Origin of the sequence: Streptomyces sp. CB00316, from assembly GCF_001905595.1 — a bacterium.
Lineage (GTDB): Bacteria > Actinomycetota > Actinomycetes > Streptomycetales > Streptomycetaceae > Streptomyces.
The window spans coordinates 1-22,098 of the sequence record NZ_LIXI01000002.1 but is presented as its reverse complement, the minus strand read 5'-3'; the positions used below and the strand labels follow the sequence as shown (position 1 = coordinate 22,098).

The window sequence follows — 22,098 nt, the reverse complement described above, 5'->3', positions numbered from 1 at the left end:
CTCATCCGCAGCCGTCTCATCCGCAGCCGTCTCATCCGCGCAGCTTGTAGCCGAAGCCGCGGACCGTCTCGATCCGGTCCTGGCCGATCTTGGTGCGCAGCCGCTGGACGTGGACGTCCACGACCCGGGTGTCGCCGCCCCAGCCGTAGTCCCAGACCCGCTCCAGGAGCTTGTCGCGGGAGAGTACGGTGCCGGGCGCCGAGGAGAACTCCAGCAGCAGTCGCATCTCGGTGGGCGTCAGCGCCACCTGCTCACCGCCGCGCCGCACCTCCATGCCGTCCGTGTCGACCTCAAGGTCGCCGAAGACCAGCACCCCGCCGAGCCCCTCGGTCTCCCCCTCCGTACCGCCCTGGCCTGTGCCCTCCGGCCCGGCCGCGTGGCCGAAGCGGCGCAGCACGGCCCGGATGCGGGCGACCAGGACGGCGCCGTCGAAGGGCTTGGTGACGTAGTCGTCCGCGCCGGCCTCCAGGCCGAGCACCACGTCGATCGAGTCGGCCCGCGCGGAGAGCATGATCACGGGCACGGTCGACTCGTCCCGGATGCGGCGGCACAGGCTCACCCCGTCGAGCCCCGGCACCATCACGTCGAGCAGCGCGATGTCCGGCCGGTCGGCCCGGAAGGCCTCCAGGCCCAGGAGCCCGTCGGGCATCGCGGTGACGGTGAAGCCGACCCGCTCCAGGGCGAGCTGGGTGGCCTCACGGATGACATCGTCGTCCTCGACGAAGAGGACGTGGGTCTCGGCCATGGAGGTCGTATCTCGCTTTCAGTTCCCGCTCGGATCGGCCGGTTCCACCGGTTCCGCCTGCGTGGGCGCCTCGATGTCACCGCCGCCGTCGACGGCACGGCTGAAGTCGTTGTGCACCCGGTCGTGCTCGGTGAAGCGCCCCTCGGCCCAACGGTAGGTGACCACCTCGGAGCCGGACGGGTAGGCCAGCGGGTCCTTCGATCCGTAGACCTGGGTCGTCACCACGAGGTCGCCGCGGTCGATGGTTCCGTAGACGGCCGGGACCTCGGCCGTGAAGACGTTCTCGTACGAGCCGTCCTCGCGGGCGCGGTAGACGTACGTCCCCAGCCCCACCGAGTCGGCGCAGCTCATCACGTTGACCACGACATCGGCGGACGGGCCGCCGGTCATGGAGCCGTAGGACGTGTCGACCGGGTAGGCCTTGCCGGCGCAGGGCCGGAGCCCCTCCCTGACCCGCTCGCTCACGGCGGGGTCGCCCTTGAGGAGGCCCACGGCGTCGACGCGCCGGGTCGGCGGGGCCGTGCCGGAGGGGGTGGGGCGGGGGGAGACCTGGACGACCGGCTGCGTGCCGGCGGGTCCCTCGTCACGGGTACCGGTGCCGCCTGTGGCGCAGCCGACGCAGAACAGCCCGAAGGCGGCGAGTCCGGCCAGGGCCGTACCACTCGCCGCCATACCTGCCCGGAACCCGCGGTTCCGGCGGGGTCTCCCGGAGGAGGCACCGTCGTCGGTGCTCGTCCCGCCGCTCCCGTCGCCGTTCTCGCCAAGGTTCCCGCCGCGGTTCCCCTCGCCGTTCCCGCTGCCGTCGCTGCTGGCTGTCAGGCCGCGCACCGTTCCCGCCCCCGCTCGTCGTGACGCCTGTCGTGCGGCGCCGGTGTGTGTCCCCGCGCCGCCGTGACGGAGGTGACCTTCGCCGTGGCGGAGGCCTTCGTCCGCTGGGCCGGGACCCGGCCGGTGGCGGCGGGCGCCGCACTCCGGACGCTCCCGGCCGGCCGCGGACCCCCGGTCTCCCGGGCGACCGCCTCGCGGCTCGTCAGCTCCCGGCTCTCCAGCTCCTGCCGCAGCCGCGCCAGCGCCCGGTGCAGCGTGCTCTTGACCGTACCGGCCGACATACCGAGCGCCGCGGCCGTCTCCTCCGTGCTCATCTGCTCCCAGTGTCGCAGCACGACGACGCTGCGCTGCTTCGGAGCCAGGATCCCGAGGATGTCCATCAGCAGGGCACGGTCCGCGCGCTGCTCACTGCCGTCGTCGACGCTGGCGTCGGGCAGCTGCTCGGTGGGCACCTCGTCGAGCTTGCGCGCCCGCCACCACTCCGTACGGGTGTTGATCATGACGCGGCGCAGATAGGCGTCGGCGAGGGACTTGTCCGCGATGCCGTCCCAGCGCCCGTACGTCCGCACCAGCGCGGTCTGCAGCAGGTCCTGGGCGTCGACGGGATCGGGGACCAGACGCCGTGCGCTGCGCAGCAGCGCCTCCTGCCGTGTGCGTACGTAGTCCTCGAATGCGAGCACCTCGCCCTGCGCCATGACAACCGCCTCCGTCCCCGTGGATCCCCGTGTACTGCTGTCGGAGACGCTACGGAGGCGTTGTCACGAGGTTGTGCGGAGCAGCCGTACGCCGGCGCACGGCTGCCCATCGGTTGTGTAACAGCGCCGGTTCAGGACCGCATCAGGTCAGCGGCTCACGTCAGCGGGAGCCGGTACCGGCCGTCCGCCAGCGGTTCCACGAGCCCGTCGGCCACCAGCCCGTCCAACGCCCGGGCCCGCTGCACCGGCTCCTCCCACACCGCGTCCAGAGCCGCCTGCGGTACGGGGTTGAGCGCGTCGCGCAACACCGCGAGCAGCCGTCCGCGGACCTGCCGGTCGGTCCCCGCGTACGTCTGGCCCTTGCGCGGCGGCCCCTCGTGCGCGGGCTTCCCGGCCAGCCGCCACGCGCACTGCGAGGCGATCGGGCAGCGGTCGCAGTCCTCGTTGCGCGCGGTGCACACGAGCGCGCCCAGTTCCATCGTGGCCGCCGCCCACCGCGCCGCTCGCTCGTCCTCGTCCGGCAGCAGGGCGCGGGCGAGCTTGCGCTCGGCGGCGGTGGTCGCGTTCGGCGGGTACTGGATGCCGTTCGCGGCGCGGGCGAACACCCTGCGGACGTTCGTGTCGAGCACCGCGTGCCGCTGCCCGTACGCGAACGAGGCCACGGCGGCCGCCGTGTACTCGCCGATCCCGGGCAGCGCCAGCAGCTGGCCGTGCTCGCTCGGTACGTCGCCGCCGTGCCGTTCCGCTATCGCCTGCGCGGCCCCGTGCAGCCGCAGCGCGCGGCGGGGGTAGCCGAGTCGGCCCCAGGCGCGGACCGCTTCCCCCGGCGCCTCGGCGGCCAGGTCGGCGGGGCGGGGCCAGCGGGCGAGCCACTGCTCGTACACCGGGAGGACCCGGCTCACCGGGGTCTGCTGCAGCATGAACTCGCTGACCATCACCCCCCAGGCGCCCGCTTCGGGGCGGCGCCAGGGGAGATCGCGGGCGTGTTGCTCGAACCACCCGATGACGGGGGTGTGGAGGGAGGCGGCGGCGGAGGGCGTCTGGGGGGAAGTCGAAGTCATGGCAGTCATGGCACTGACGATCCTGGCACGGAAGGCGGGAGCGGCGTCACGGGTGCGGGGGTGTCGGCCCGCTCGGCGGCCCCGGCGGGTGAGAACGCCACCCGTTCTGTCCCCTGTGACCGGTCCGGCGGCCCGCCTCCGTGATGATCATCGGCAAAACTTGATGATGATCGGCAAAACTTGTGACCGGAGCGGCGGGTGGGGCCTGAGACGGCCCGGATCTCTCGTACAGTTTGGCCCGTGGGATCTATGCGCAATCCGGTCGGTCCGCTTCCCTCCAGCATCTACTGGCGCCGAAGGGCGGTAGCGGGGCTTCTGGTTGCGCTGCTCACGGTGCTGATCGCCTGGGCGGCCACCACCGTCGGCGGCAACGGGACCAGGGACGACGGCAAGCCCGGCGGTTCCGACCCGGTGAAGTCGATCACCCCGGGCCCGGGCAGCTCCGGCCCGGCGATCAGCCAACAGCCGGGTGGCCGCGACGAGTCGGGTGACTCTGACGGCTCTGACGGCTCTGACGGCTCGGACGGCGAGAGTGGCTCCGGCGGCGACACGGGCGCGGGCTCCGGCGGTGCGAGCGGCGGTACGGGATCCGACGGTACGTCAACAGGCGGCGCGGGAACGGCCGGTCCGGGCGACGGAGGCACGGGCGCCGGCGGCTCCACGGCGGGCCGACAGGTGCCGGCGAACTCCCCGCTCCCCGAGTGCGAGCCCGGCGCGCTGGAGTTGACCCTGCGCACGAAGGTCAGTTACGGCCCCGACGACCGGCCCGAGTTCGAGATCATCGCCCGCAACACCTCGTCGGCGACGTGCAAGGCGGACCTCGGACCGAAGAACGTGGTACTGACGGTCACCGAGGCGAGCGCGGAGAAGGACGACGTGATCTGGTCCTCGAAGGACTGCCCCGCGACTCCGGGCCCGCTCTTCCTCCAGGTCCCGGCCGGCGCGACGATCGTGCACACGGTGGACTGGAACCGTGTCCGCTCGGCCCCCAACTGCGCCACCCCGCCGGCGACGAAGGCGGGCCCGGGCACGTACCTCCTGGAGGCCGAGGCCCCGGACACCCCGGTCCGCCGAGCTTCGTTCGTCCTCAAGAAGGACTAGCTGCACTTACGGGCCCGCCACCGCCAGCCCGTCCAGCGCCATCCCGCCGTCCGGCGGTTGAGGACGGAACTCTGGCTGGGTGGTCGCTACACATAGGGGGCACCCGACCCGGGAGTGCGCCCCCGTCCACGGGAACGGCTCCGTCCTCAAACGCCGGACGGGCTGGTCCGGTGCGGCCAGCTCAGACGTATCGCTCCAGGATCGACGACTCCGCCAGCCGCGAGAGCCCCTCCCGCACGCTCCGCGCCCGCGCCTCCCCGACCCCGTCCACGGTCTGGAGGTCGTCCACGCTCGCCGCCAGCAGCTTCTGCAGGCCACCGAAGTGCTCCACCAGCCGCTCGATGATCGCCCCCGGCAGCCTCGGCACCTTCGCCAGCAGCCGGAAACCCCGTGGCGAGACCGCCGAGTCCAGCGTCTCGGGCGAGCCGCTGTATCCCAGCGCCCGCGCCACCACCGGCAGCTCCAGCAGCTCCGTGTGGCTCAGCGCGTCCAGCTCCGTCAGCGCCTCCGCCACCGTGCGTGACCGTTTCGCCGTCGGCTCGGGCACGTAGTCCCGGACCACCAGCTCCCGCTCCGGCTCCACGCCCGCGATCAGCTCGTCCAGCTGGAGCGAGAGGAGCCGTCCGTCGGTGCCGAGCTCGACCACGTACTCCGCGATCTCGGTCGCGATCCGCCGCACCATCTCCAGTCGCTGCGCCACCGCCGTCACGTCCCGGACGGTGACCAGGTCCTCGATCTCCAGCGCGGAGAGCGTGCCGGCCACCTCGTCGAGGCGGAGCTTGTACCGCTCCAGGGTGGCGAGCGCCTGGTTGGCCCGGGACAGGATCGCGGAGGACTCCTCCAGGACCCGCCGCTCCCCGTCCACGTACAGCGCGATCAGGCGCATGGACTGGGAGACCGAGACGACGGGGAAGCCGCATGCCTTGGAGACCCGGTCCGCCGTACGGTGGCGGGTACCCGTCTCCTCGGTGTGGATCGAGGCGTCCGGGACCAGCTGCACGCCGGCCCGCAGGATCTTGGTCATGTCCTTGTCGAGGATCAGCGCCCCGTCGAGCTTGCACAGCTCGCGCAGTCGGGTCGCGGTGAACTCCACGTCCAGCACGAACCCGCCGGTACACATCGATTCGACGGTCTTGTCCATGCCCAGGACGATCAGCCCGCCGGTGTTGCCCCGGAGAATGCGCTCCAGGCCGTCCCGCAGGGCCATTCCGGGCGCGACCGCGCTCAGCGAGGCGCGCATCAGCGCCTCGTTACCGGTGCCTTGGCCGGACTTTCCGGGCGCTGTCGCCCGGTCGTTGGCTGCCACTGCACTCCTCCGGTCGACAGGTTTGCGGTGCCCTTGCGTCCCCCATGCCGTGTCCACGGGCGGGCGAGACCAGGGCAAAGTCTACCGGCGCGCGTTGTCCTCCTGCGGTGCCTCCTGACGAGGCCGGCGCGGGAGGACCCGCAGAGCATCCCCCATGTCGGCGACTTCTGTGACCTTCATACCCGAAGGAACCCTTCCCGGGTCGGTCGGTACCAAGGCGTGGGTGAAGCCGAGACGGTGTGCCTCGGCCAGTCTCCGCTGGACTCCGGTGACCCTTCTGACCTCGCCCGCGAGCCCCACCTCACCGATTGCGACCAGGTTCTTCGGGAGCGGGGTGTCGCTGGCGGCACTGGCCAGCGCGAGCGCGATCGCGAGGTCGGCCGCCGGCTCGGTGAGCTTCACGCCGCCGACCGTCGCGCTGTAGATGTCCCGCTTGCCCAGTGCGCTGATCCGGCCGCGCTGCTCCAGCACGGCGAGCATCATCGAGACCCGGGAGGTCTCCAGACCGGAGGTGGTGCGCCGGGGTGAGGGGATCTGGGAGTCGACGGTGAGCGCCTGCACCTCGGCGACCAGGGGCCGCTTGCCCTCCAGCGTCACCGTCAGGCAGGTGCCGGGCACCGCCACGTCGCGCCGGGTCAGGAAGAGGCCCGAGGGGTCGGCCAGGCCGGTGATCCCCTCGTCGTGCAGCTCGAAGCAGCCGACCTCGTCGGTCGCCCCGTATCGGTTCTTGACGCCGCGGACCAGGCGCAGCCGGGCGTGGCGGTCGCCCTCGAAGGAGAGCACCACGTCGACCAGGTGCTCCAGCAGCCGCGGCCCGGCGATCGCGCCGTCCTTCGTGACATGGCCGACGAGCAGCGTGGCCATCCCGCGCTCCTTGGAGGCCCGGATCAGCGCCCCGGCGACCTCCCGGACCTGGGCCATCCCGCCAGGCGCGCCGTCGATCTCGGGCGAGGCGACGGTCTGCACCGAGTCCAGGATCAGCAACGAGGGCTTCACCGCGTCCAGGTGCCCGAGCACTGCCGACAGATCGGTCTCCGCCGCGAGGTAGAGGTGGTCGTTGATCGCCTTGATCCGGTCGGCCCGCATCCGGACCTGGCTCGCGGACTCCTCGGCGGTCACATAGAGCGTGCGGTGGTCCTCGCTCGCCGCCTTGGACGCCACGTCCAGCAGCAGCGTCGACTTGCCGACGCCCGGCTCGCCCGCCAGCAGCACGACGGCCCCCGGCACGAGCCCTCCGCCCAGCACCCGGTCCAGCTCCCCGACGCCGGTGGAGCGCGCGGTGGCCTGGCGGCTGTCGACCTGGCCGATCGGCACGGCGGCGGTGGAGACCCGGCCGGCCGCGGTGGTGCGCACGGCGGGGGCGCCGCCGAACTCCTCGACCGTCCCCCACGCCTGGCACTCGGGGCAACGGCCGAGCCATTTGGCGGTGGTCCAGCCGCATTCGGTACAGCGGTAGGACGGCCGGTCCTTCGCGGATTTCGTACGGGCAGCCATGGCGTCACCGTATAGGTGGGCTCTCGACAGCGCCGCCCGCGCAGGGGGGCGCGGGGAACTCCTCCGCACAGAGGGCGCACGGAAGCACGTCGAACGGAATCCGTGATCCCCGTCCCCTTTCGCGGGATACGTTCACCCGTAAGGATTAAATGTGTTCAAGGGGCGCCAAGGGGACGTACTCCTCTGCCTACGGTCGCCGGGTGACGAGCAGCAGGCTGCAGACCCCTACGCACACCACCGGCGCACACCGGGCGCACCGACGAGCACCTCACACCTCGGCCCACCGACCGGCCGCACGTTACGAGCCGCACCTCGACGGACTCTTCACCTACTGCCTCTCCGTGCTCTGCGACCACGAGGCGGCGACCGAGGCGCTCGGTGCGGTCCTGGCGATCGCGGACCGGCACGACGCCCGGTGCCCCGAGGCCGAGGAGGAACGTCAATCCTGGCTCTACGCCCTGGCCCGGTGGACGTGCCTGCGCGCCCTCACCGAGCGCAGGCGCGGCCGGCAGGCCCACCGCAGGCCCCCGGCGCCGACAAGGGGCGCGGGGCCCGCAGAGCGCGCCTCAGCCGCCGTGACGGGCCCGTCAGCCGACGCGGAAGGCCACGAGGGCGCGCACCTCACCCCGGAGGACGCCACCACCCCCGCCCCCGCCGAGTCCCCGGCCGCCGAGGCCCGCCGCCGGGAGCTCGCCACGCTCGCCTGGCCCGAGGCCGCGGGCACCACCCCGGAGCAGCGTGAAGCGCTCGAACTGGCCGTACGCCACCGCCTCACCCCGCGCGCCGTCGCCTCCGTGCTCGGCCTGGAGCCGTTCACCGCCCGGGAACTGCTGGCGGCGGCGGCCTGCGAGGTCGAGCGCACCCGCGCCGCGCTCGCCGTCGTGGAGACCGCCGGCTGCCCCACCGTCGCGCGGCTCACCGGCGACCACCAGGTGCTGCTCTCCGCCGCGCTGCGCCGCGAGCTGGTCCGGCACGTCGACGACTGCCCCCGGTGCCGCCGCGCCGCCGAACGGGTCGATGCAGCGGGCCCCTGGCCCGGTGCCGCCGTCGCCCCGACCGCCCCGCTGCCGCTGGTCGAGGCCCCCCGCCCCTCGGTGCACGTCGCCCTGGCCCAGGCCCGGCGCTCCCGCTCGGGCGGCCCGCGCTTCGGCCGCACCGGCTACCCGCTGGACCCCAAGGACCACGCCGCCCGCCGGGACCGACTGCGCGCCCGGGTCGTGACGACGACGGTGGTCGCCACGGTGGTCGCCGCCCCGGTGATCGCCCTGTGGGCCGCGTACCGGGGAGCCCCGCTCACCGGCGAGGGCCACGACGGCTCCAAGGTCACCGCCACGGAGATCGAGGGCGCGGGGGAGCGGAGCGAGGCCCCCGGGACCTCGTACGAGAAGGCGGGCAACGCCCGCCCCGGCGACCGGCGCGGTGTCCACTCCCCGGACGTCACGGCCGAGGTCGTCAGCACCGGCGGCGACCGGGAGAGTGCGGGCCGACTGACGGTGGCCGTCCGGACCTCCGGCGCGCTCACGACGATCACGCTGACCGCCTCCGCCCGGGGCCCGGTCGACTGGACGGCCACCACGGACGCGCGGTGGCTGCGCCTGAGCCGTACGGCGGGCACCCTCGCGGCCGGGAAGTCCACCACCGTCACGGTCGCCGTGAACCACGCGGCGGCCCCGCGCGGCCCGTGGCGCGCCCGGATCGCGCTGGATCCGTCGGGCTCCGCCGTGATCATCGAAGGGCGCGGCGCCACGGCCCCGCCCAGCACCAGCCCCGGCCCGGCGCGCCCCGTCCCCGGTTCCCCCGCCCCGACGGACGGGACCGGCCCGCGCCCGACGGACCCGGGGCCGACCGACCCGGGCCCGAGCCCCACCGATCCCGGCCCGACGGACCCGGGTCCGACCGATCCGGGCCCCGGCCCCACCGACCCGGGCCCCACGGAACCGACACCCACCGACCCCGATCCGACCGACCCGACCGACCCGCCCGGCCCGGACCCCACGGACCCGCCCCCGACCGACCCGAGCGACCCGGCCCCGACGGAGTGACGACGGAACACCCGACGGGGACGAGGCAACACCCGACGCAGACCACGCAACGACGCAGGCCGCTGTCAGACCTGCGGGTCCGCCGGATGCGGCGCCATCGGCAGCAGCGAGGCCAGCCGCTGCTCGCACAGCTCGACCAGCCGGTCGTAGGCCTCCTTGCCCATCAGCTCGATCAGCTCCGGCCGATAGGTCACGTACACCGGGTCCCCGGCCCCGTGCGCGGACGTCGCCGAGGTGCACCACCAGTGCAGGTCATGGCCGCCCGGGCCCCAGCCCCGGCGGTCGTACTCACCGATCGTCACCTGGAGCACCCGGGTGTCGTCGGGCCGGTCGATCCAGTCGTACGTACGCCGTACCGGCAACTGCCAGCACACGTCCGGCTTGGTCTCCAGCGGCTCCTTGCCCTCGCGCAGCGCCAGGATGTGCAGGGAGCAGCCCGCCCCGGCGGCGAATCCCGGCCGGTTCTGGAAGATGCAGGACCCCTCCCAGCGGCGCGTCTGGCGTTCGCCGTCCTCGTCGACGCCGACCCAGCCCGTCTCCGTACCGACGTCGTGGAACTGCCACAGCTCGGGGGTGAGCCGCGCCACGTTCTCGGCGACCCGCTTCTCGTCGTCCTCGTCGGAGAAGTGGGCGCCCAGCGTGCAGCAGCCGTCGTCGGCGCGGCCCGCCTGGATGCCCTGGCAGCCGCTGCCGAAGATGCAGGTCCAGCGGGAGGTCAGCCAGGTCAGGTCGCAGCGGAAGACCTGCTCGTCGTCGCCGGGGTCGGGGAACTCCACCCAGGCCCGCGCGAAGTCGATGCCCTTCTCGTCGGACGGATCCGGTCCGTTCGCCTCCGGCTGTGACGTCTGCTTGTTCGACTTCGGCTTCTTCGTGGCTTTGTCCTGCTTAGCCTTTTTCGTCTTTGGCACGCGCCCAGAGTAAGTCGCGCGGCGCAGTAGCGTTCCCCCATGAGACTCGGAGTCCTCGACGTGGGATCGAACACGGTGCACCTGCTGGTGGTCGACGCCCACCCCGGCGCCCGCCCGCTGCCCGCGCACTCGCACAAGGCGGAGCTTCGCCTCGCCGAACTGCTCGACGAGGGCGGCGCGATCGGCCCGCTCGGCGTGGACCGGCTGGTGTCGACGATCACCGGGGCGGTCCAGGCCGCCGAGGACAAGGGGTGCGAGGACGTGCTCGCCTTCGCCACCTCCGCGGTGCGCGAGGCGACCAACGCGGACCTGGTGCTCGAGCGCGTACGGGTCGAGACCGGCGTCGACCTCGCCGTCCTCAGCGGTGCGGAGGAGGCCCGGCTGACCTTCCTGGCCGCCCGCCGCTGGTTCGGCTGGTCGGCGGGGAAGCTGCTGGTCCTGGACATCGGGGGCGGCTCGCTGGAGATCGCCTTCGGGATCGACGAGGAGCCGGACACCGCCGTCTCCCTGCCGCTCGGCGCGGGCCGCCTCACCAGCGCCTGGCTGCCCAACGACCCGGCCGACCCCGAGCAGGTCAGGGCGTTGCGCCGACATGTGCGGGCCAGCATCGCGCGGACGGTGGGCGAGTTCAGCCGGGCCGGCCGCCCGGACCACGTCGTCGCCACCTCCAAGACCTTCAAGCAGCTGGCCCGGATCGCCGGCGCCGCCCGCTCCACCGAGGGCCTCTACGTCCAGCGCTGTCTCAGCCGCAGCGCCCTGGAGGAGTGGGTCCCCAAGCTGGCGGCGATGACGGTCGAGGAACGCGGCCGCCTCCCCGGCGTCTCCGAGGGCCGGGCCGCCCAGCTGCTCGCCGGGGCACTGGTGGCGGAGGGCGCGATGGACCTGTTCGGCGTGGAGGAGCTGGAGATCTGTCCGTGGGCGCTCCGCGAGGGCGTCATCCTGCGCCGCCTGGACCACCTCCCGGTGGAGCGGGCCGCGCTGCCGGGGTGACACCCCTCCGGACCATGGCCCGGATCACTTTCCGCCGGGGCCCCTCGGCGCCGCGCACCGGTGGCCGTACGCTGTCCAGGTGGCAGAACCAGTGGTGCGCATCCCCGATGCGAAGGTCGCCCTGTCAACGGCCTCGGTCTACCCCGAGTCCACCGCGACGGCCTTCGAGATCGCCGCGCGTCTGGGGTACGACGGTGTCGAGGTCATGGTCTGGACCGACCCGGTCAGCCAGGACATCGAGGCCCTGCGCCGGCTCTCCGACTATCACCAGGTCCCGATCCTGGCGGTCCACGCGCCCTGTCTCCTGATCACCCAGCGCGTCTGGTCCACCGACCCGTGGGTCAAGCTCCAGCGGGCGAAATCCGCCGCCGAGAAGCTCGGCGCCTCGACCGTCGTGGTGCACCCGCCGTTCCGGTGGCAGCGCAACTACGCCAAGGACTTCGTGACCGGGATCTGGCGGATGGCCGACGAGACGGATGTCCGGTTCGCCGTCGAGAACATGTACCCGTGGCGCTACCGGGACCGCGAGATGCTCGCGTACGCCCCCGAGTGGGACGTCACCAAAGACGACTACCGGCATTTCACGGTCGACCTCTCGCACACCGCGACCGCCCGCACCGACAGCCTCGCCATGGTCGACCGGATGGGCGACCGGCTCGCCCACGTCCACCTCGCCGACGGCAAGGGCTCGGCCAAGGACGAGCACCTGGTGCCCGGTCGGGGTGGCCAGCCGTGCGCGGAGCTGCTGGAGCGGCTGGCCCGTACGTCGTTCGACGGCCATGTCGTCATCGAGGTCAACACCCGCCGGGCGATGTCCTCCGCCGAACGCGAGGCCGACCTCGCCGAGGCCCTGGCCTTCACCCGCCTCCACCTCGCCTCGGCCACCGCCACCAAGGCCCCGGCCCGTGGAACCTCCGACCCGGCCCCCGGGAGCCGCCGCCCGTGACCCCGGACCGCCGGCCCCCGCACCCCGCCTCCCTGCCCCCGGACCGCCCGTGACCGAGGACGCCCCCGCCCCCCGGCGCCGGGGCCGCCCCTCCCGCCAGGCCGCAGCCGAAGGCCCTGACGCCCGTACGCGCATTCTGCAGGCGGCCCGTACCGAGTTCGCCGAGCGGGGCTACGACAAGACCTCGATCCGCCAGGTCGCCAAGGCCGCCGGGGTCGACGCGGCCCTCGTCCACCACTACTTCGGTACGAAGGACGAGGTCTTCGCGGCCGCCGTCGAGCTCTCCTTCGAACCGGCCCTGGTCATCCCCGCGGTCCTCGGCGGCCCCCCGGAGGGCCTGGGAGAGAGGCTGGCCCGCTACTTCCTCTCCGTATGGGAGAACCCGGCCACCCGCGCCCCGCTCCTGGCCGTCCTGCGCTCGGCGCTCACCCACGAGGCGGCGGCGAAGGTGCTGCGCGGCTTCGTCCTGCGCCGGCTGCTGGAGCGGATCGCGGCCGACCTCGACGTCCCCGACGCCACCTTCCGCGCGGAGCTCGCAGCCTCGCACATGATCGGCATCGCGATGCTGCGGTACGTGATCCGCGCCGAGCCGCTCGCATCGGCCGACCCGGAGGACATCGTCGCGATGGTGGCGCCGACGCTGCAGAGATACTTGACGGAGAGCTGACGGCGCACGCGCGTGCCCACGGAGCGACCACCGCATCCCGTATACCGGACAGCCTGTCCAGATCTTGGATTCGGGGCGTACGCTCGAAGACAGTCTTTTCCTATCTGTCGGAGGCAGTTCCCCTGCCGAAGGAGCGAGCGACGATGCCCCAGCTGAGGTCCCGCACGGTCACCCACGGACGCAACATGGCGGGCGCGCGCGCCCTTATGCGCGCGTCGGGCGTAGCGAGCGCGGACATCGGCAAGCCGATCATCGCGGTCGCCAACTCGTTCACCGAGTTCGTCCCCGGCCACACCCACCTCGCCCCGGTCGGCCGGATCGTCTCCGAGGCGATCCTGGCGGCGGGCGCGGTCCCGCGCGAGTTCAACACCATCGCCGTGGACGACGGCATCGCGATGGGCCACGGCGGCATGCTCTACAGCCTGCCCTCGCGCGACCTGATCGCCGACTCCGTCGAGTACATGGTCGAGGCGCACTGCGCGGACGCGCTGATCTGCATCTCCAACTGCGACAAGATCACCCCGGGCATGCTGATGGCCGCGATGCGCCTCAACATCCCGACCGTCTTCGTCTCCGGCGGCCCGATGGAGGCCGGCAAGGCCACTCTCGTCGACGGCACGGTGCGGAAACTCGACCTGGTCAACGCGATCAGCGACGCGGTCGACGAGTCCGTCTCCGACGAGGACATCCTCCGAATCGAGGAGAACGCCTGCCCCACCTGCGGCAGCTGTTCCGGCATGTTCACCGCCAACTCGATGAACTGCCTGACCGAGGTCCTCGGCCTCTCCCTCCCCGGCAACGGCTCGGTCCTCGCCACCCACACCGCCCGCAGGGCCCTGTACGAGGACGCCGGCCGCACGGTCGTCGAGATCACCAAGCGGTACTACGAGCAGGACGACGAGACGGTCCTGCCGCGCTCCATCGGCACCCGCGCCGCGTTCGACAACGCCATGGCGCTGGACATCGCCATGGGCGGCTCGACCAACACGATCCTCCACCTGCTGGCCGCCGCCGAGGAAGCCGAGCTGGCGTACGACCTCGACGACATCAACGAGGTCTCGCGCCGCGTCCCGTGCCTGTCCAAGGTCGCCCCGAACGTCGCCCCCGGCGGCACGTACTACATGGAGGACGTCCACCGCGCCGGCGGCATCCCCGCCCTCCTCGGCGAACTGCACCGCGGCGGCCTGCTCAACGAGGACGTCCACTCCGTGCACTCCGACACCCTCGCCGAGTGGCTGAAGAACTGGGACGTGCGCGGCGGCTCGCCGTCCCCCGAGGCCGTCGAGCTGTGGCACGCCGCCCCTGGCTGCGTCCGCTCCGCGACCGCCTTCTCCCAGTCGGAGCGGTGGGACACCCTCGACCTGGACGCGGCGGGCGGCTGCATCCGCGACGTCGAACACGCCTACTCCGAGGACGGCGGCCTCGCGGTCCTCAAGGGCAACCTCGCGGTGGACGGCTGCGTCGTGAAGACGGCCGGCGTCGACGAGTCGATCTGGACCTTCGAGGGCCCGGCCGTCGTCTGCGAGTCCCAGGAGGAAGCCGTCGACAAGATCCTCCGCAAGGAGATCGAGCCGGGCGACGTCGTCGTCATCCGCTACGAGGGCCCGCGTGGCGGCCCCGGCATGCAGGAGATGCTCTACCCCACGTCGTTCCTCAAGGGCCGGGGCCTGGGCAAGGTCTGCGCCCTGGTCACCGACGGCCGCTTCTCCGGCGGCACGTCGGGCCTCTCCATCGGCCACGCCTCACCCGAGGCGGCCTCCGGCGGCACGATCGCGCTCGTCGAGGACGGCGACCGCATCCGCATCGACATCCCGAACCGGTCGATCGAGCTGCTGGTGGACGACGCCGAACTGGCGGTCCGCCGCGAGGCACTGAACGGCGTGTACGCGCCCAAGAACCGCGAGCGCAAGGTCTCGGCCGCCCTGCGCGCGTACGCGGCCATGGCGACGAGCGCGGACCGAGGCGCGGTCAGGGACGTCTCAAAGCTGGGCTGACCCTTCGGGGGAGCCGGATCCGGCTCCCCCGTCCAGCCTTCCCGCCGCCCGCTCCCGCGCGGATTCTCCGCGCCGCTCCGGGGCCCGCTCTTCAGCCCCTCCGGCGTTTGAGGACCGGGGTCCGGGGCGGAGCTCCGGGGGTAACCGGCCGGGGCCTCCGCCCCCGAGCGCACCCGCACCCCGGCACGCCCCCCCCGTCACCAGCCCCCCGGCTCCAGCCCGTCCACAGCGAACACAGACCCGTCCGGCGCCGTCCCCACGACTACCCGCCCCGCCGTAACCGGCGCGGGCAGGTCGGACGCGTAGGTCAGCCTCCCCCCGCTCAGCCGCGCCCGTGTCTGCCCCACCAGCGCCCCCCGCTCCGTGTCGACGGCCAGCAGCCGCCCGTCCGCAGCCGAGAAGTACAGGTGCCCGCCCTCCCCGAGCACCGGCGCGGACCCCCTCCCCACCCCGGTCTCCAGCCGCCACAGCTCGGCCTTCCCGCCGCCCGCCCCGGTGTCCACCGCCAGCAGCGAACCGCCCCGCCCCAGCAGGTACGCGGCGTCCCCGCCCATCACCACCTGCGGCTCGTCCAGCCGGAACGGCAGCGCGATCCGGGCGGCCTCCCGCTTCCCGGGCGCGTACCGCACCAGCCCGACCGTCTGCATGTCCGCGTTCATCTCCGTCAGGACGAGCTGCCCGGCCCCGGCGGTGGCGACCGGCGTGAGGACCCCCTCCAGCCGCCGCTGCCACGCGGCCCGGCCGCTCGCCGCGTCCACGGCGGTCACCAAGGTGGAGGTGCCCGCCGATGCGTGCTCGAAGGCGTACGCGAGGCCGGACGCCTCGTCGTACAGCCCGAAGTCCGGCCGCGTGTGCCCCGTCAGCGGCCGCTCCCACCGCTCCACCCCGCTCGCACCGTCGAGCGCCGTGACCGTGCCGCCGTCCGCGACGGCCAGCAGGGTCGAGCCGGCGGGAAACGCGGAGCCGGGGCTCGCGGAGAGGCTGGTCTCCCGGACCAAAACGCCCTTCACCGGGTCGTACGCGCGCAGCTTCCCGTCCGGGCCCGCCGAGAGCACCACCCCGCCCGAGACGATGGGCGCCGAGGCGTCACGGAGCGCGGTGTTCCGGTCCGACCAGACGACGCGTCCGCTCGCCGGGTGGATCCGCACGGTCCCGGTCCCGGCCACCGCGCAGTACAGGGCCGCGCCCGCCCCGGCGGAGGAGCAGACAGGGGTGGCGCGACCGCCGGTCCGCAACGTGGTACTCCACGGCGAGAAGGCGACAGCACCCGCCCCCTTCCCCTCCGCCGCCCGCTCCGGCGCCTGCGCAGGGCTGCCACCACCGCCACCCCACAGCGCGAATCCCCCGGCGCCCGCCCCCGCCACCAGCAGGAGCAGTGCGGCCGCGAGGACCAGCCGCCCGCGCGCCGGCCGCCACCGCCGGGCCGGCACCGCGGCCCCGCGCACATGCGTGGCGTCCTCGGCCCCCTCCCGCTCGCCGGCCTCCACCGCAACCGTGAAAGCCGCCGGCCGTCGCGGAGCCGGTATGAACGCGGCAGCCTCGTACGACGGCGGCCGCAGCGCCGCCATGACCTCGTCCGGCGTCGGCCGCTCCGCCGGGTCCTTCGCCAGGCACCGCCCGACCAGCTCCGCGAGATCCTCCGGCACCCCGCTGAGGTCCGCCTCGTCGTGCACCACCTGGTACGCCACGATGTACGGGCTGTCCGAGTCGAACGGCCCCCGCCCCGTCGCCGCGTGGACGAGCACCGCCCCCAGCGCGAACACATCGGCGGCCGGCCCGACCTCACGCGGCCGCTGGAACTGCTCGGGCGCCATGTAGGGCGGCGAGCCGATCAGCTTGCCGGTCTCGGTGCGCAGATCACTGTCGTACGGGCGGGAGATCCCGAAGTCGATGACTTTCGGGCCCGCGTCGGAGAGCAGCACGTTGCTCGGCTTCAGATCGCGGTGGATGACGCCCGCCCGGTGGATGTCCCGCAGCGCCTCGGCCAGTCCGGCGGTCAGCCTGCGCAGCTCGGCGGGGGCCAGCGGCCCGTTCCGCTTGACCTGCTCGGCGAGGGTCGGCCCGGGCACGTACAGGGTGGCCATCCAGGGCCGCTCGGCGTCCGGGTCGGCATCCACGACGGGCGCGGTGAACGCCCCGCTCACCCGCCGCGCGGCCGCCACCTCCTGCCGGAACCGGGCCCTGAACTCGGGGTCCGCCGCATACGGCCGGTGCACCACCTTCACCGCGAGCTGGAGCCCGGAGGCGGACCGCGCCAGATGGACGACGCCCATGCCGCCCGAGCCGAGACATGCCTCAAGGCGGTAGGTACCCGCATATTCCGGAAACTCCGCTTCCGGATGCGCTCCGGCCCCTGGCAGCGGCGGCATCGCCCACCCCCGTGTGTTGATGCGCAAGCGCGACGCACGGAGCCTAGTCGATGGTGCGTGCGAGCGGCGTGGGGCTTGTTAGCCTGCGCGTCGTACGGCTTCGTACACATCGTTTCTCAACGGGGGAGGCCCCTCATGGGCGTTGACGAACAGACCATCGGCCCGGCGGAGGGAGCGGCTGAAGCCGCCGAGTCCACCACGGCCGCGGCGGTGGCACCGGCCTCGTCGCACCGATACCCAATCGCTCCCGGTTACCGGGTCAACGTCCGTACCGGCCCCGGCACCAGTTACCGGATCGTGCGGACGCTCCCGCTCGGGATGAGGGTCCCGATCTACTGCCAGAAGCCGGGGGAGCGGGTCACCGGCCCGTACGGCACGTCGAACCTCTGGTGCAACATCGCCAACGGCGAGTTCATCTCGGACACCTACGTCTACACGGGCAGCGACGGCTACGTCGCTCCCCGCTGCGACTGACCTGACCGCCGAGCCGCTCGCTCACGGGCACGACCCCCCGTCCGGGATAATCGACCCCGTGAGCGAGAACAGCGGCAACAGCGGCAACACCGAAGCCCCCGGCGCCCCCACACCCCCGGGCACACCCCCCGGCCCGCAGCCCGAGCCGATCCGCTTCTTCGGGACGACCTGGGTCGACCACGAAGGCGGCTACGCCCTGCGGCGCGCCGGCGTCGCGGTGGGCTCGCTGGCCGCCGCCGTGGCCGCCTGCTTCGTCCTGCGCTTCGCCTTCCAGGGCCTGGAGATCGCGGAGGTCGGCAGCATCGTCGGGATGCTGGTGATCGTGATGTTCGCGGTCTGCAGCGCCATCGCGTTCCGCAAGACCTGGGAAGGCTTCCGCGCCCGCCCCAAGGACCCGGCCCGCGAGGACGCCCTGCGCGGCCTGAAGTCGATCGGCTTCATCGGCTCGCTGCTCGCCTACTTCTTCCGCTCGCTCATCGAGGCCCCGGGCGAGAAGCTGCGCCGTACGGAGTACGAGAGCGCCCGCGCCCAGTTCGAGAAGCGCCGCTCGTCCCGCACGGGCAACCCGGCGGCCCGCAAGCGCCCGAAGCGCCGCTGACCCGAAGAACCCCTGACGTCACGGGGCAGAACCCAACGCCCCCTCCCGCTGCCCGCCCTCCTCACCTCGACGCGCACCCCCTCGTCCCTCCGCCTGCCGGGCCCCGCGCTGCGCGGCCCACCCCTCCAGCTCGGCCGCGCAGGCATGGTCGGTGTGCCGCAGCCCGCTCAGCTCCAGCTCAACATTCCGGTCGGCCGGCAGCGCGTCCAGCGCGTCCAGAACTTCGGCAGCCGCAGGAAGGTCGCTCTTCGGTGACGCGTACGACAAGCACTCCGGGCCCCTCCACCGTCTCCACCTGCACATGGCTGATGTCCCACGCGGTCTTGGCGACGGCCGGCAGCAGCCCCACCAGCACCCCTCTCGAAGAGGCTGGTCGCCACCACCGTCACACCCAGCACGACGGCCTCCCCACGATGCCCGCGCCACAGGGGCACCAGCACCCGCAGCGGTACGAGCTTGAACCCGGCGTGCACCAGCACCCCGGCGAGCGCCGCCACCGGGATCACCCCGAGCGCCCCCGGCAGCGCGGCCGCGAAGAGCAGCAGCCAGAGCCCGTGGAGCACCCGGGACGCCTCGGTCCGGGCGCCCGCGTGGACGTTGGCCGAGCTCCGCACGATGACGGCCGTCATGGGCAGCGCACCGAGCGCCCCGCACACGGTGTTGCCCGCGCCCTGGGCGATCAGCTCCTTGTCGTAGTCCGTACGCCGCCCCCGGTGCATCCGGTCCACCGCCGCCGCGCTGAACAGCGACTCCGCCGAGGCGATCAGGGCGAAGGCCAGCACGGTCCCGAGCATCCCGAGATCGACGAGCCGGGCCCAGTGCCCTCTTGACGGCCGCGGTCATCCGGGTCTGTAATTCATCACATGATGAATAAAAAGCCCGGCGGACCCGGAGAACCTGGAAGAGACCACCCACCCCCAGCGGTCCAGGCCTGCGACCTCACCGTCGTACGAGGCGACCGCACGGTCCTGCGCACCCTCGACTTCACCCTCGAACCCGGCACCGTCACGGGCCTCCTGGGCCCCTCCGGCTGCGGAAAGACCACGCTGATGCGCGCGGTCGCCGGCACCCAGGCCAAGGTGACGGGCACCATCGACGTCCTCGGCCACCCCGCCGGAGCCCCGGCCCTGCGCCCCCGCATCGGCTACGTCACCCAGGCGCCCTCCGTCTACACGGACCTCACCGTCCGCCAGAACCTGGACTACTTCGCCGCCGTCCTGCACCCCGGCCGCTCCCACCGGGACACGCGCCGCGCCGCGGTCACCCGCGCCATCGAGGAGGTGGACCTGACCACCCACGCCGACGTACTCGCCGCCGCACTCTCCGGTGGCCAGCGGGGCCGCGTCTCCCTGGCCGTCGCCCTGCTCTCCACCCCCGACCTGCTGGTCCTGGACGAACCGACGGTCGGCCTGGACCCCGTACTCCGCCGCGACCTGTGGGACCTCTTCCATCGCCTGGCCGCCGACCGGGGCGCCACCCTCCTCATCTCGTCCCACGTCATGGACGAGGCCGAACGCTGCCACCGCCTGCTCCTGATGCGCGAGGGCCGCATCCTCGCCGAGGACACCCCCGAGGCACTCCGCACCCGCACCGGCACGGCGACGGTGGAGGAGGCCTTCCTCCACCTGGTCGACGAGGCGGCCGCACGAGGCACCCACCCCGAGGAGCCCACGCCATGACCACGCGAACAGCACCCCCCGTCCCCACCGGCCGACCCCTGACCCCGTCCCGTACCGCAGCCACGGCGGCCAGGGTCCTGCGCCAGCTCCACCACGACCCGCGCACGATCGCACTCCTCCTGATCGTCCCGGTCGCGATGATCACGCTGCTCCGTTACGTCTTCGACGGCGCCCCCGACACGTTCGACGGAATCGGAGCCTCCCTCCTCGGCATCTTCCCGCTGATCACGATGTTCCTGGTGACGTCGATCGCCACCCTGCGCGAACGCACCTCGGGCACCCTCGAACGCCTCCTCGCCCTCCCCCTCGGCAAGGGCGACCTGATCGCCGGGTACGCCCTCGCGTTCGGGGCGATCGCGGTCGTCCAGTCCGCCCTGGCCACCGCCGTCTCGGTCTGGCTGCTCGGCCTGGACGTGATGGGCTCACCGTGGCTGCTGCTCCTGGTGGCCCTGCTCGACGCCCTGCTCGGCACGGCTCTGGGCCTCTTCGTATCGGCGTTCGCCGCCTCCGAGTTCCAAGCCGTCCAGTTCATGCCGGCGGTGATCTTCCCCCAGCTCCTGCTCTGCGGCCTGTTCGTCCCCCGCGACCAGATGCACCCGGTCCTGGAGGCGATCTCGGACGTCCTGCCCATGTCGTACGCCGTCGACGGCATGAACCAGGTCCTCCACCACTCCGACCTCACCGGCGACTTCCTCCGGGACATCGCGGTAGTGGCGGGCAGCGGCCTCCTGGTCCTCTGCCTGGGCGCCATCACCCTGCGCCGCCGCACGGCCTGAGACGCCACCGCACGACCTGAGCCCCCGGTGCGAGGATGACGGCCAAGACGACGGGTACGCATCCGACGCACCCCGACCCCAGCACCGCCCGGAGAGTGAACTCATGACCCAGACAGTCGCAGTCCTCGGCACCGGCAAGATCGGCGAGGCCCTCCTCAGCGGCATGATCCGGGCGGGCTGGCGACCGGCCGACCTCCTGGTGACCACACGCCGCAGCGAGCGGGCCCAGGAACTGCACACGCGGTACGGAGTCGAATCGGTCAGCAACGCCGACGCGGCAAAGGCGGCGGACATCCTCATCCTGGCCGTCAAGCCGCAGGACATGGGCAAGCTCCTCGACGAACTGGCCCCCCACGTCGGCGCCGACCGCCTGGTCATCAGCGCGGCCGCCGGCATCACCACGACCTTCATCGAGGAGCGGCTCACGGAGGGCACCCCGGTCGTCCGGGTCATGCCCAACACCCCGGTGCTCGTGGACGAGGGCATGTCCGTCATCTCGGCCGGCAGCCACGCCACCGGCGCGCACCTCACCACCACCGAGGAGATCTTCGGCGGCGTCGGCAAGACCCTGCGCGTCCCGGAGTCCCAGCAGGACGCGGCCACCGCCCTCTCCGGTTCGGGTCCCGCCTACTTCTACTTCCTGGTCGAGGCCATGACCGACGCGGGCATCCTGCTGGGCCTGCCCCGTGCCCAGGCCCACGACCTCATCGTCCAGGCCGCCATCGGCGCCGCGGTCATGCTCCGGGACAGCGGCGAACACCCGGTCAAGCTCCGCGAGGCCGTCACCAGCCCCGCCGGCACCACGATCAGCGCCATCCGAGAGCTGGAGAACCACGGCGTACGGGCCGCGCTCATCGCCGCCCTCGAAGCCGCCCGCGACCGCAGCCGCGAACTGGCCTCCGGCAACGGCTGACCAGCCCCCGAGCGGCCGGCCCGACCCCCGGCCGCCGCACCCGCGCCCGGGGGTTGACACTCCCGAACCGGAACCGTAGTGTGCTCCGAGTTGTCCGACGTGAGCGCCGACCTCGGTCGGTCCCCGGACAGCCATTCCGCAGTGATCACGACCAGCAGCGACCTCGTGTCGCGTGCTTTTTCGTGCGCATTCGCGAAATGCGGAATCCGCGTTCGAAGGGACGCACCCCGATTAGCGTCGGGGGGCAGGAATCCGCTAAAGTCTCACTCGTCGGAACGGCGCAACGGCCGGGAAGACAAGCCCCGCTGACCGGGAGTCAGGCCCGAAAGGATCTGATAGAGTCGGAGTCGCCGGAAAGGGAAATCGCGAAAGCGAAGAACCTCGAAAGTGAAAAACAGCAGGACCGCTTGACCCGCTTCGACCGGGAATCGGACACGAAAAAGTCTGATAGAGTCGGAAACGCAAGAACGAAGGGAAGCGCCCGGAGGGCCCCGGTGAAACGGGACCGAAGG

At 72.8% G+C, this 22,098-nt stretch carries 19 protein-coding genes and 1 pseudogene; 11 read left to right on the top strand and 9 right to left on the bottom strand.

Annotated elements, in window-relative coordinates:
* Positions 1-31: 31 nt before the first annotated feature.
* The 4 genes from cseB to AMK21_RS04190 all read right to left on the bottom strand — a co-directional run bounded on the left by cseB (position 32) and on the right by AMK21_RS04190 (position 3,338).
* Complete coding sequence (gene cseB, locus AMK21_RS04205) at positions 32-745, bottom strand: two-component system response regulator CseB (protein ID WP_073874343.1); 714 nt, start codon at positions 743-745, stop codon at positions 32-34.
* Positions 746-763: 18 nt separating this feature from the next.
* Positions 764-1,417 carry a hypothetical protein gene (locus AMK21_RS04200; protein ID WP_073875531.1) on the bottom strand — a complete coding sequence of 218 codons (654 nt, stop codon included), beginning with the start codon at positions 1,415-1,417 and terminating at the stop codon, positions 764-766.
* A gap of 143 nt (positions 1,418-1,560) precedes the next feature.
* A complete protein-coding gene (locus tag AMK21_RS04195) occupies positions 1,561-2,268 on the bottom strand; it encodes a SigE family RNA polymerase sigma factor (protein WP_073874341.1) in 708 nt (235 codons plus the stop codon).
* Between the two features lie 155 nt (positions 2,269-2,423).
* Complete coding sequence (locus tag AMK21_RS04190; protein WP_073874339.1) at positions 2,424-3,338, bottom strand: A/G-specific adenine glycosylase; 915 nt, start codon at positions 3,336-3,338, stop codon at positions 2,424-2,426.
* A 324-nt stretch (positions 3,339-3,662) separates the two neighbouring features.
* Here AMK21_RS04190 and AMK21_RS04185 point away from each other — a divergent pair, with 324 nt between their 5' ends.
* A complete protein-coding gene (locus tag AMK21_RS04185) occupies positions 3,663-4,430 on the top strand; it encodes a hypothetical protein (RefSeq protein WP_073875529.1) in 768 nt (255 codons plus the stop codon).
* A gap of 181 nt (positions 4,431-4,611) precedes the next feature.
* Here AMK21_RS04185 and disA read toward each other — a convergent pair whose 3' ends face one another.
* Both disA and radA read right to left on the bottom strand, forming a co-directional pair.
* Entirely contained in the window at positions 4,612-5,736 is a 1,125-nt protein-coding gene (gene disA, locus AMK21_RS04180; protein ID WP_073874337.1) for a DNA integrity scanning diadenylate cyclase DisA, read from the bottom strand.
* An 81-nt stretch (positions 5,737-5,817) separates the two neighbouring features.
* Positions 5,818-7,230 carry a DNA repair protein RadA gene (gene radA, locus AMK21_RS04175; protein WP_073874335.1) on the bottom strand — a complete coding sequence of 471 codons (1,413 nt, stop codon included), beginning with the start codon at positions 7,228-7,230 and terminating at the stop codon, positions 5,818-5,820.
* Between the two features lie 200 nt (positions 7,231-7,430).
* Between radA and AMK21_RS04170 the strand changes: the two genes are divergently transcribed.
* Positions 7,431-9,272 (top strand): BACON domain-containing protein, encoded by a 1,842-nt coding sequence (locus tag AMK21_RS04170; protein WP_079181068.1) that lies wholly within the window; start codon positions 7,431-7,433, stop codon positions 9,270-9,272.
* A 65-nt stretch (positions 9,273-9,337) separates the two neighbouring features.
* Here AMK21_RS04170 and AMK21_RS04165 read toward each other — a convergent pair whose 3' ends face one another.
* Entirely contained in the window at positions 9,338-10,180 is an 843-nt protein-coding gene (locus tag AMK21_RS04165; RefSeq protein WP_073874331.1) for a hypothetical protein, read from the bottom strand.
* A gap of 39 nt (positions 10,181-10,219) precedes the next feature.
* Between AMK21_RS04165 and AMK21_RS04160 the strand changes: the two genes are divergently transcribed.
* From AMK21_RS04160 to ilvD, 4 genes are all read left to right on the top strand, one after another.
* A complete protein-coding gene (locus AMK21_RS04160; RefSeq protein WP_073874329.1) occupies positions 10,220-11,170 on the top strand; it encodes a Ppx/GppA phosphatase family protein in 951 nt (316 codons plus the stop codon).
* Between the two features lie 91 nt (positions 11,171-11,261).
* Positions 11,262-12,116 (top strand): sugar phosphate isomerase/epimerase family protein, encoded by an 855-nt coding sequence (locus AMK21_RS04155; protein ID WP_199863128.1) that lies wholly within the window; start codon positions 11,262-11,264, stop codon positions 12,114-12,116.
* Between the two features lie 49 nt (positions 12,117-12,165).
* Positions 12,166-12,783: a TetR family transcriptional regulator gene (locus AMK21_RS04150; RefSeq protein ID WP_073874325.1), complete on the top strand. Its 618-nt coding sequence runs from the start codon at positions 12,166-12,168 to the stop codon at positions 12,781-12,783.
* A 143-nt stretch (positions 12,784-12,926) separates the two neighbouring features.
* Positions 12,927-14,777 carry a dihydroxy-acid dehydratase gene (gene ilvD / locus AMK21_RS04145; protein WP_073874323.1) on the top strand — a complete coding sequence of 617 codons (1,851 nt, stop codon included), beginning with the start codon at positions 12,927-12,929 and terminating at the stop codon, positions 14,775-14,777.
* A gap of 197 nt (positions 14,778-14,974) precedes the next feature.
* On the opposite strand, the gene AMK21_RS04140 is transcribed toward ilvD, so the two are convergent.
* Positions 14,975-17,146: a protein kinase domain-containing protein gene (locus AMK21_RS04140; protein ID WP_073874320.1), complete on the bottom strand. Its 2,172-nt coding sequence runs from the start codon at positions 17,144-17,146 to the stop codon at positions 14,975-14,977.
* Positions 17,147-17,281: 135 nt separating this feature from the next.
* Here AMK21_RS04140 and AMK21_RS04135 point away from each other — a divergent pair, with 135 nt between their 5' ends.
* Together AMK21_RS04135 and AMK21_RS04130 are read left to right on the top strand one after the other, a co-directional pair.
* The gene (locus tag AMK21_RS04135) at positions 17,282-17,620 is read left to right on the top strand and encodes an SH3 domain-containing protein (protein ID WP_073874318.1); all 339 of its coding nucleotides are present in this window, start codon (positions 17,282-17,284) and stop codon (positions 17,618-17,620) included.
* Positions 17,621-17,678: 58 nt separating this feature from the next.
* The gene (locus AMK21_RS04130) at positions 17,679-18,218 is read left to right on the top strand and encodes a hypothetical protein (RefSeq protein ID WP_073874316.1); all 540 of its coding nucleotides are present in this window, start codon (positions 17,679-17,681) and stop codon (positions 18,216-18,218) included.
* An 18-nt stretch (positions 18,219-18,236) separates the two neighbouring features.
* Here the strand turns inward: AMK21_RS04130 and AMK21_RS04125 are convergent.
* Positions 18,237-19,051, bottom strand: a pseudogene (locus AMK21_RS04125) (SulP family inorganic anion transporter); the annotation flags it as partial.
* 30 nt (positions 19,052-19,081) lie between these two features.
* On the opposite strand from AMK21_RS04125, the gene AMK21_RS04120 reads away from it, so the two are divergent.
* From AMK21_RS04120 to proC, 3 genes are all read left to right on the top strand, one after another.
* Positions 19,082-19,897 carry an ABC transporter ATP-binding protein gene (locus tag AMK21_RS04120; RefSeq protein ID WP_073874314.1) on the top strand — a complete coding sequence of 272 codons (816 nt, stop codon included), beginning with the start codon at positions 19,082-19,084 and terminating at the stop codon, positions 19,895-19,897.
* Complete coding sequence (locus AMK21_RS04115) at positions 19,894-20,673, top strand: ABC transporter permease (protein WP_073874312.1); 780 nt, start codon at positions 19,894-19,896, stop codon at positions 20,671-20,673. Before AMK21_RS04120 ends, AMK21_RS04115 begins: the two co-directional genes overlap by 4 nt.
* Before the next feature lie 103 nt (positions 20,674-20,776).
* A complete protein-coding gene (gene proC, locus AMK21_RS04110) occupies positions 20,777-21,586 on the top strand; it encodes a pyrroline-5-carboxylate reductase (protein ID WP_073874310.1) in 810 nt (269 codons plus the stop codon).
* The last annotated feature ends 512 nt before the right edge of the window (positions 21,587-22,098 follow it).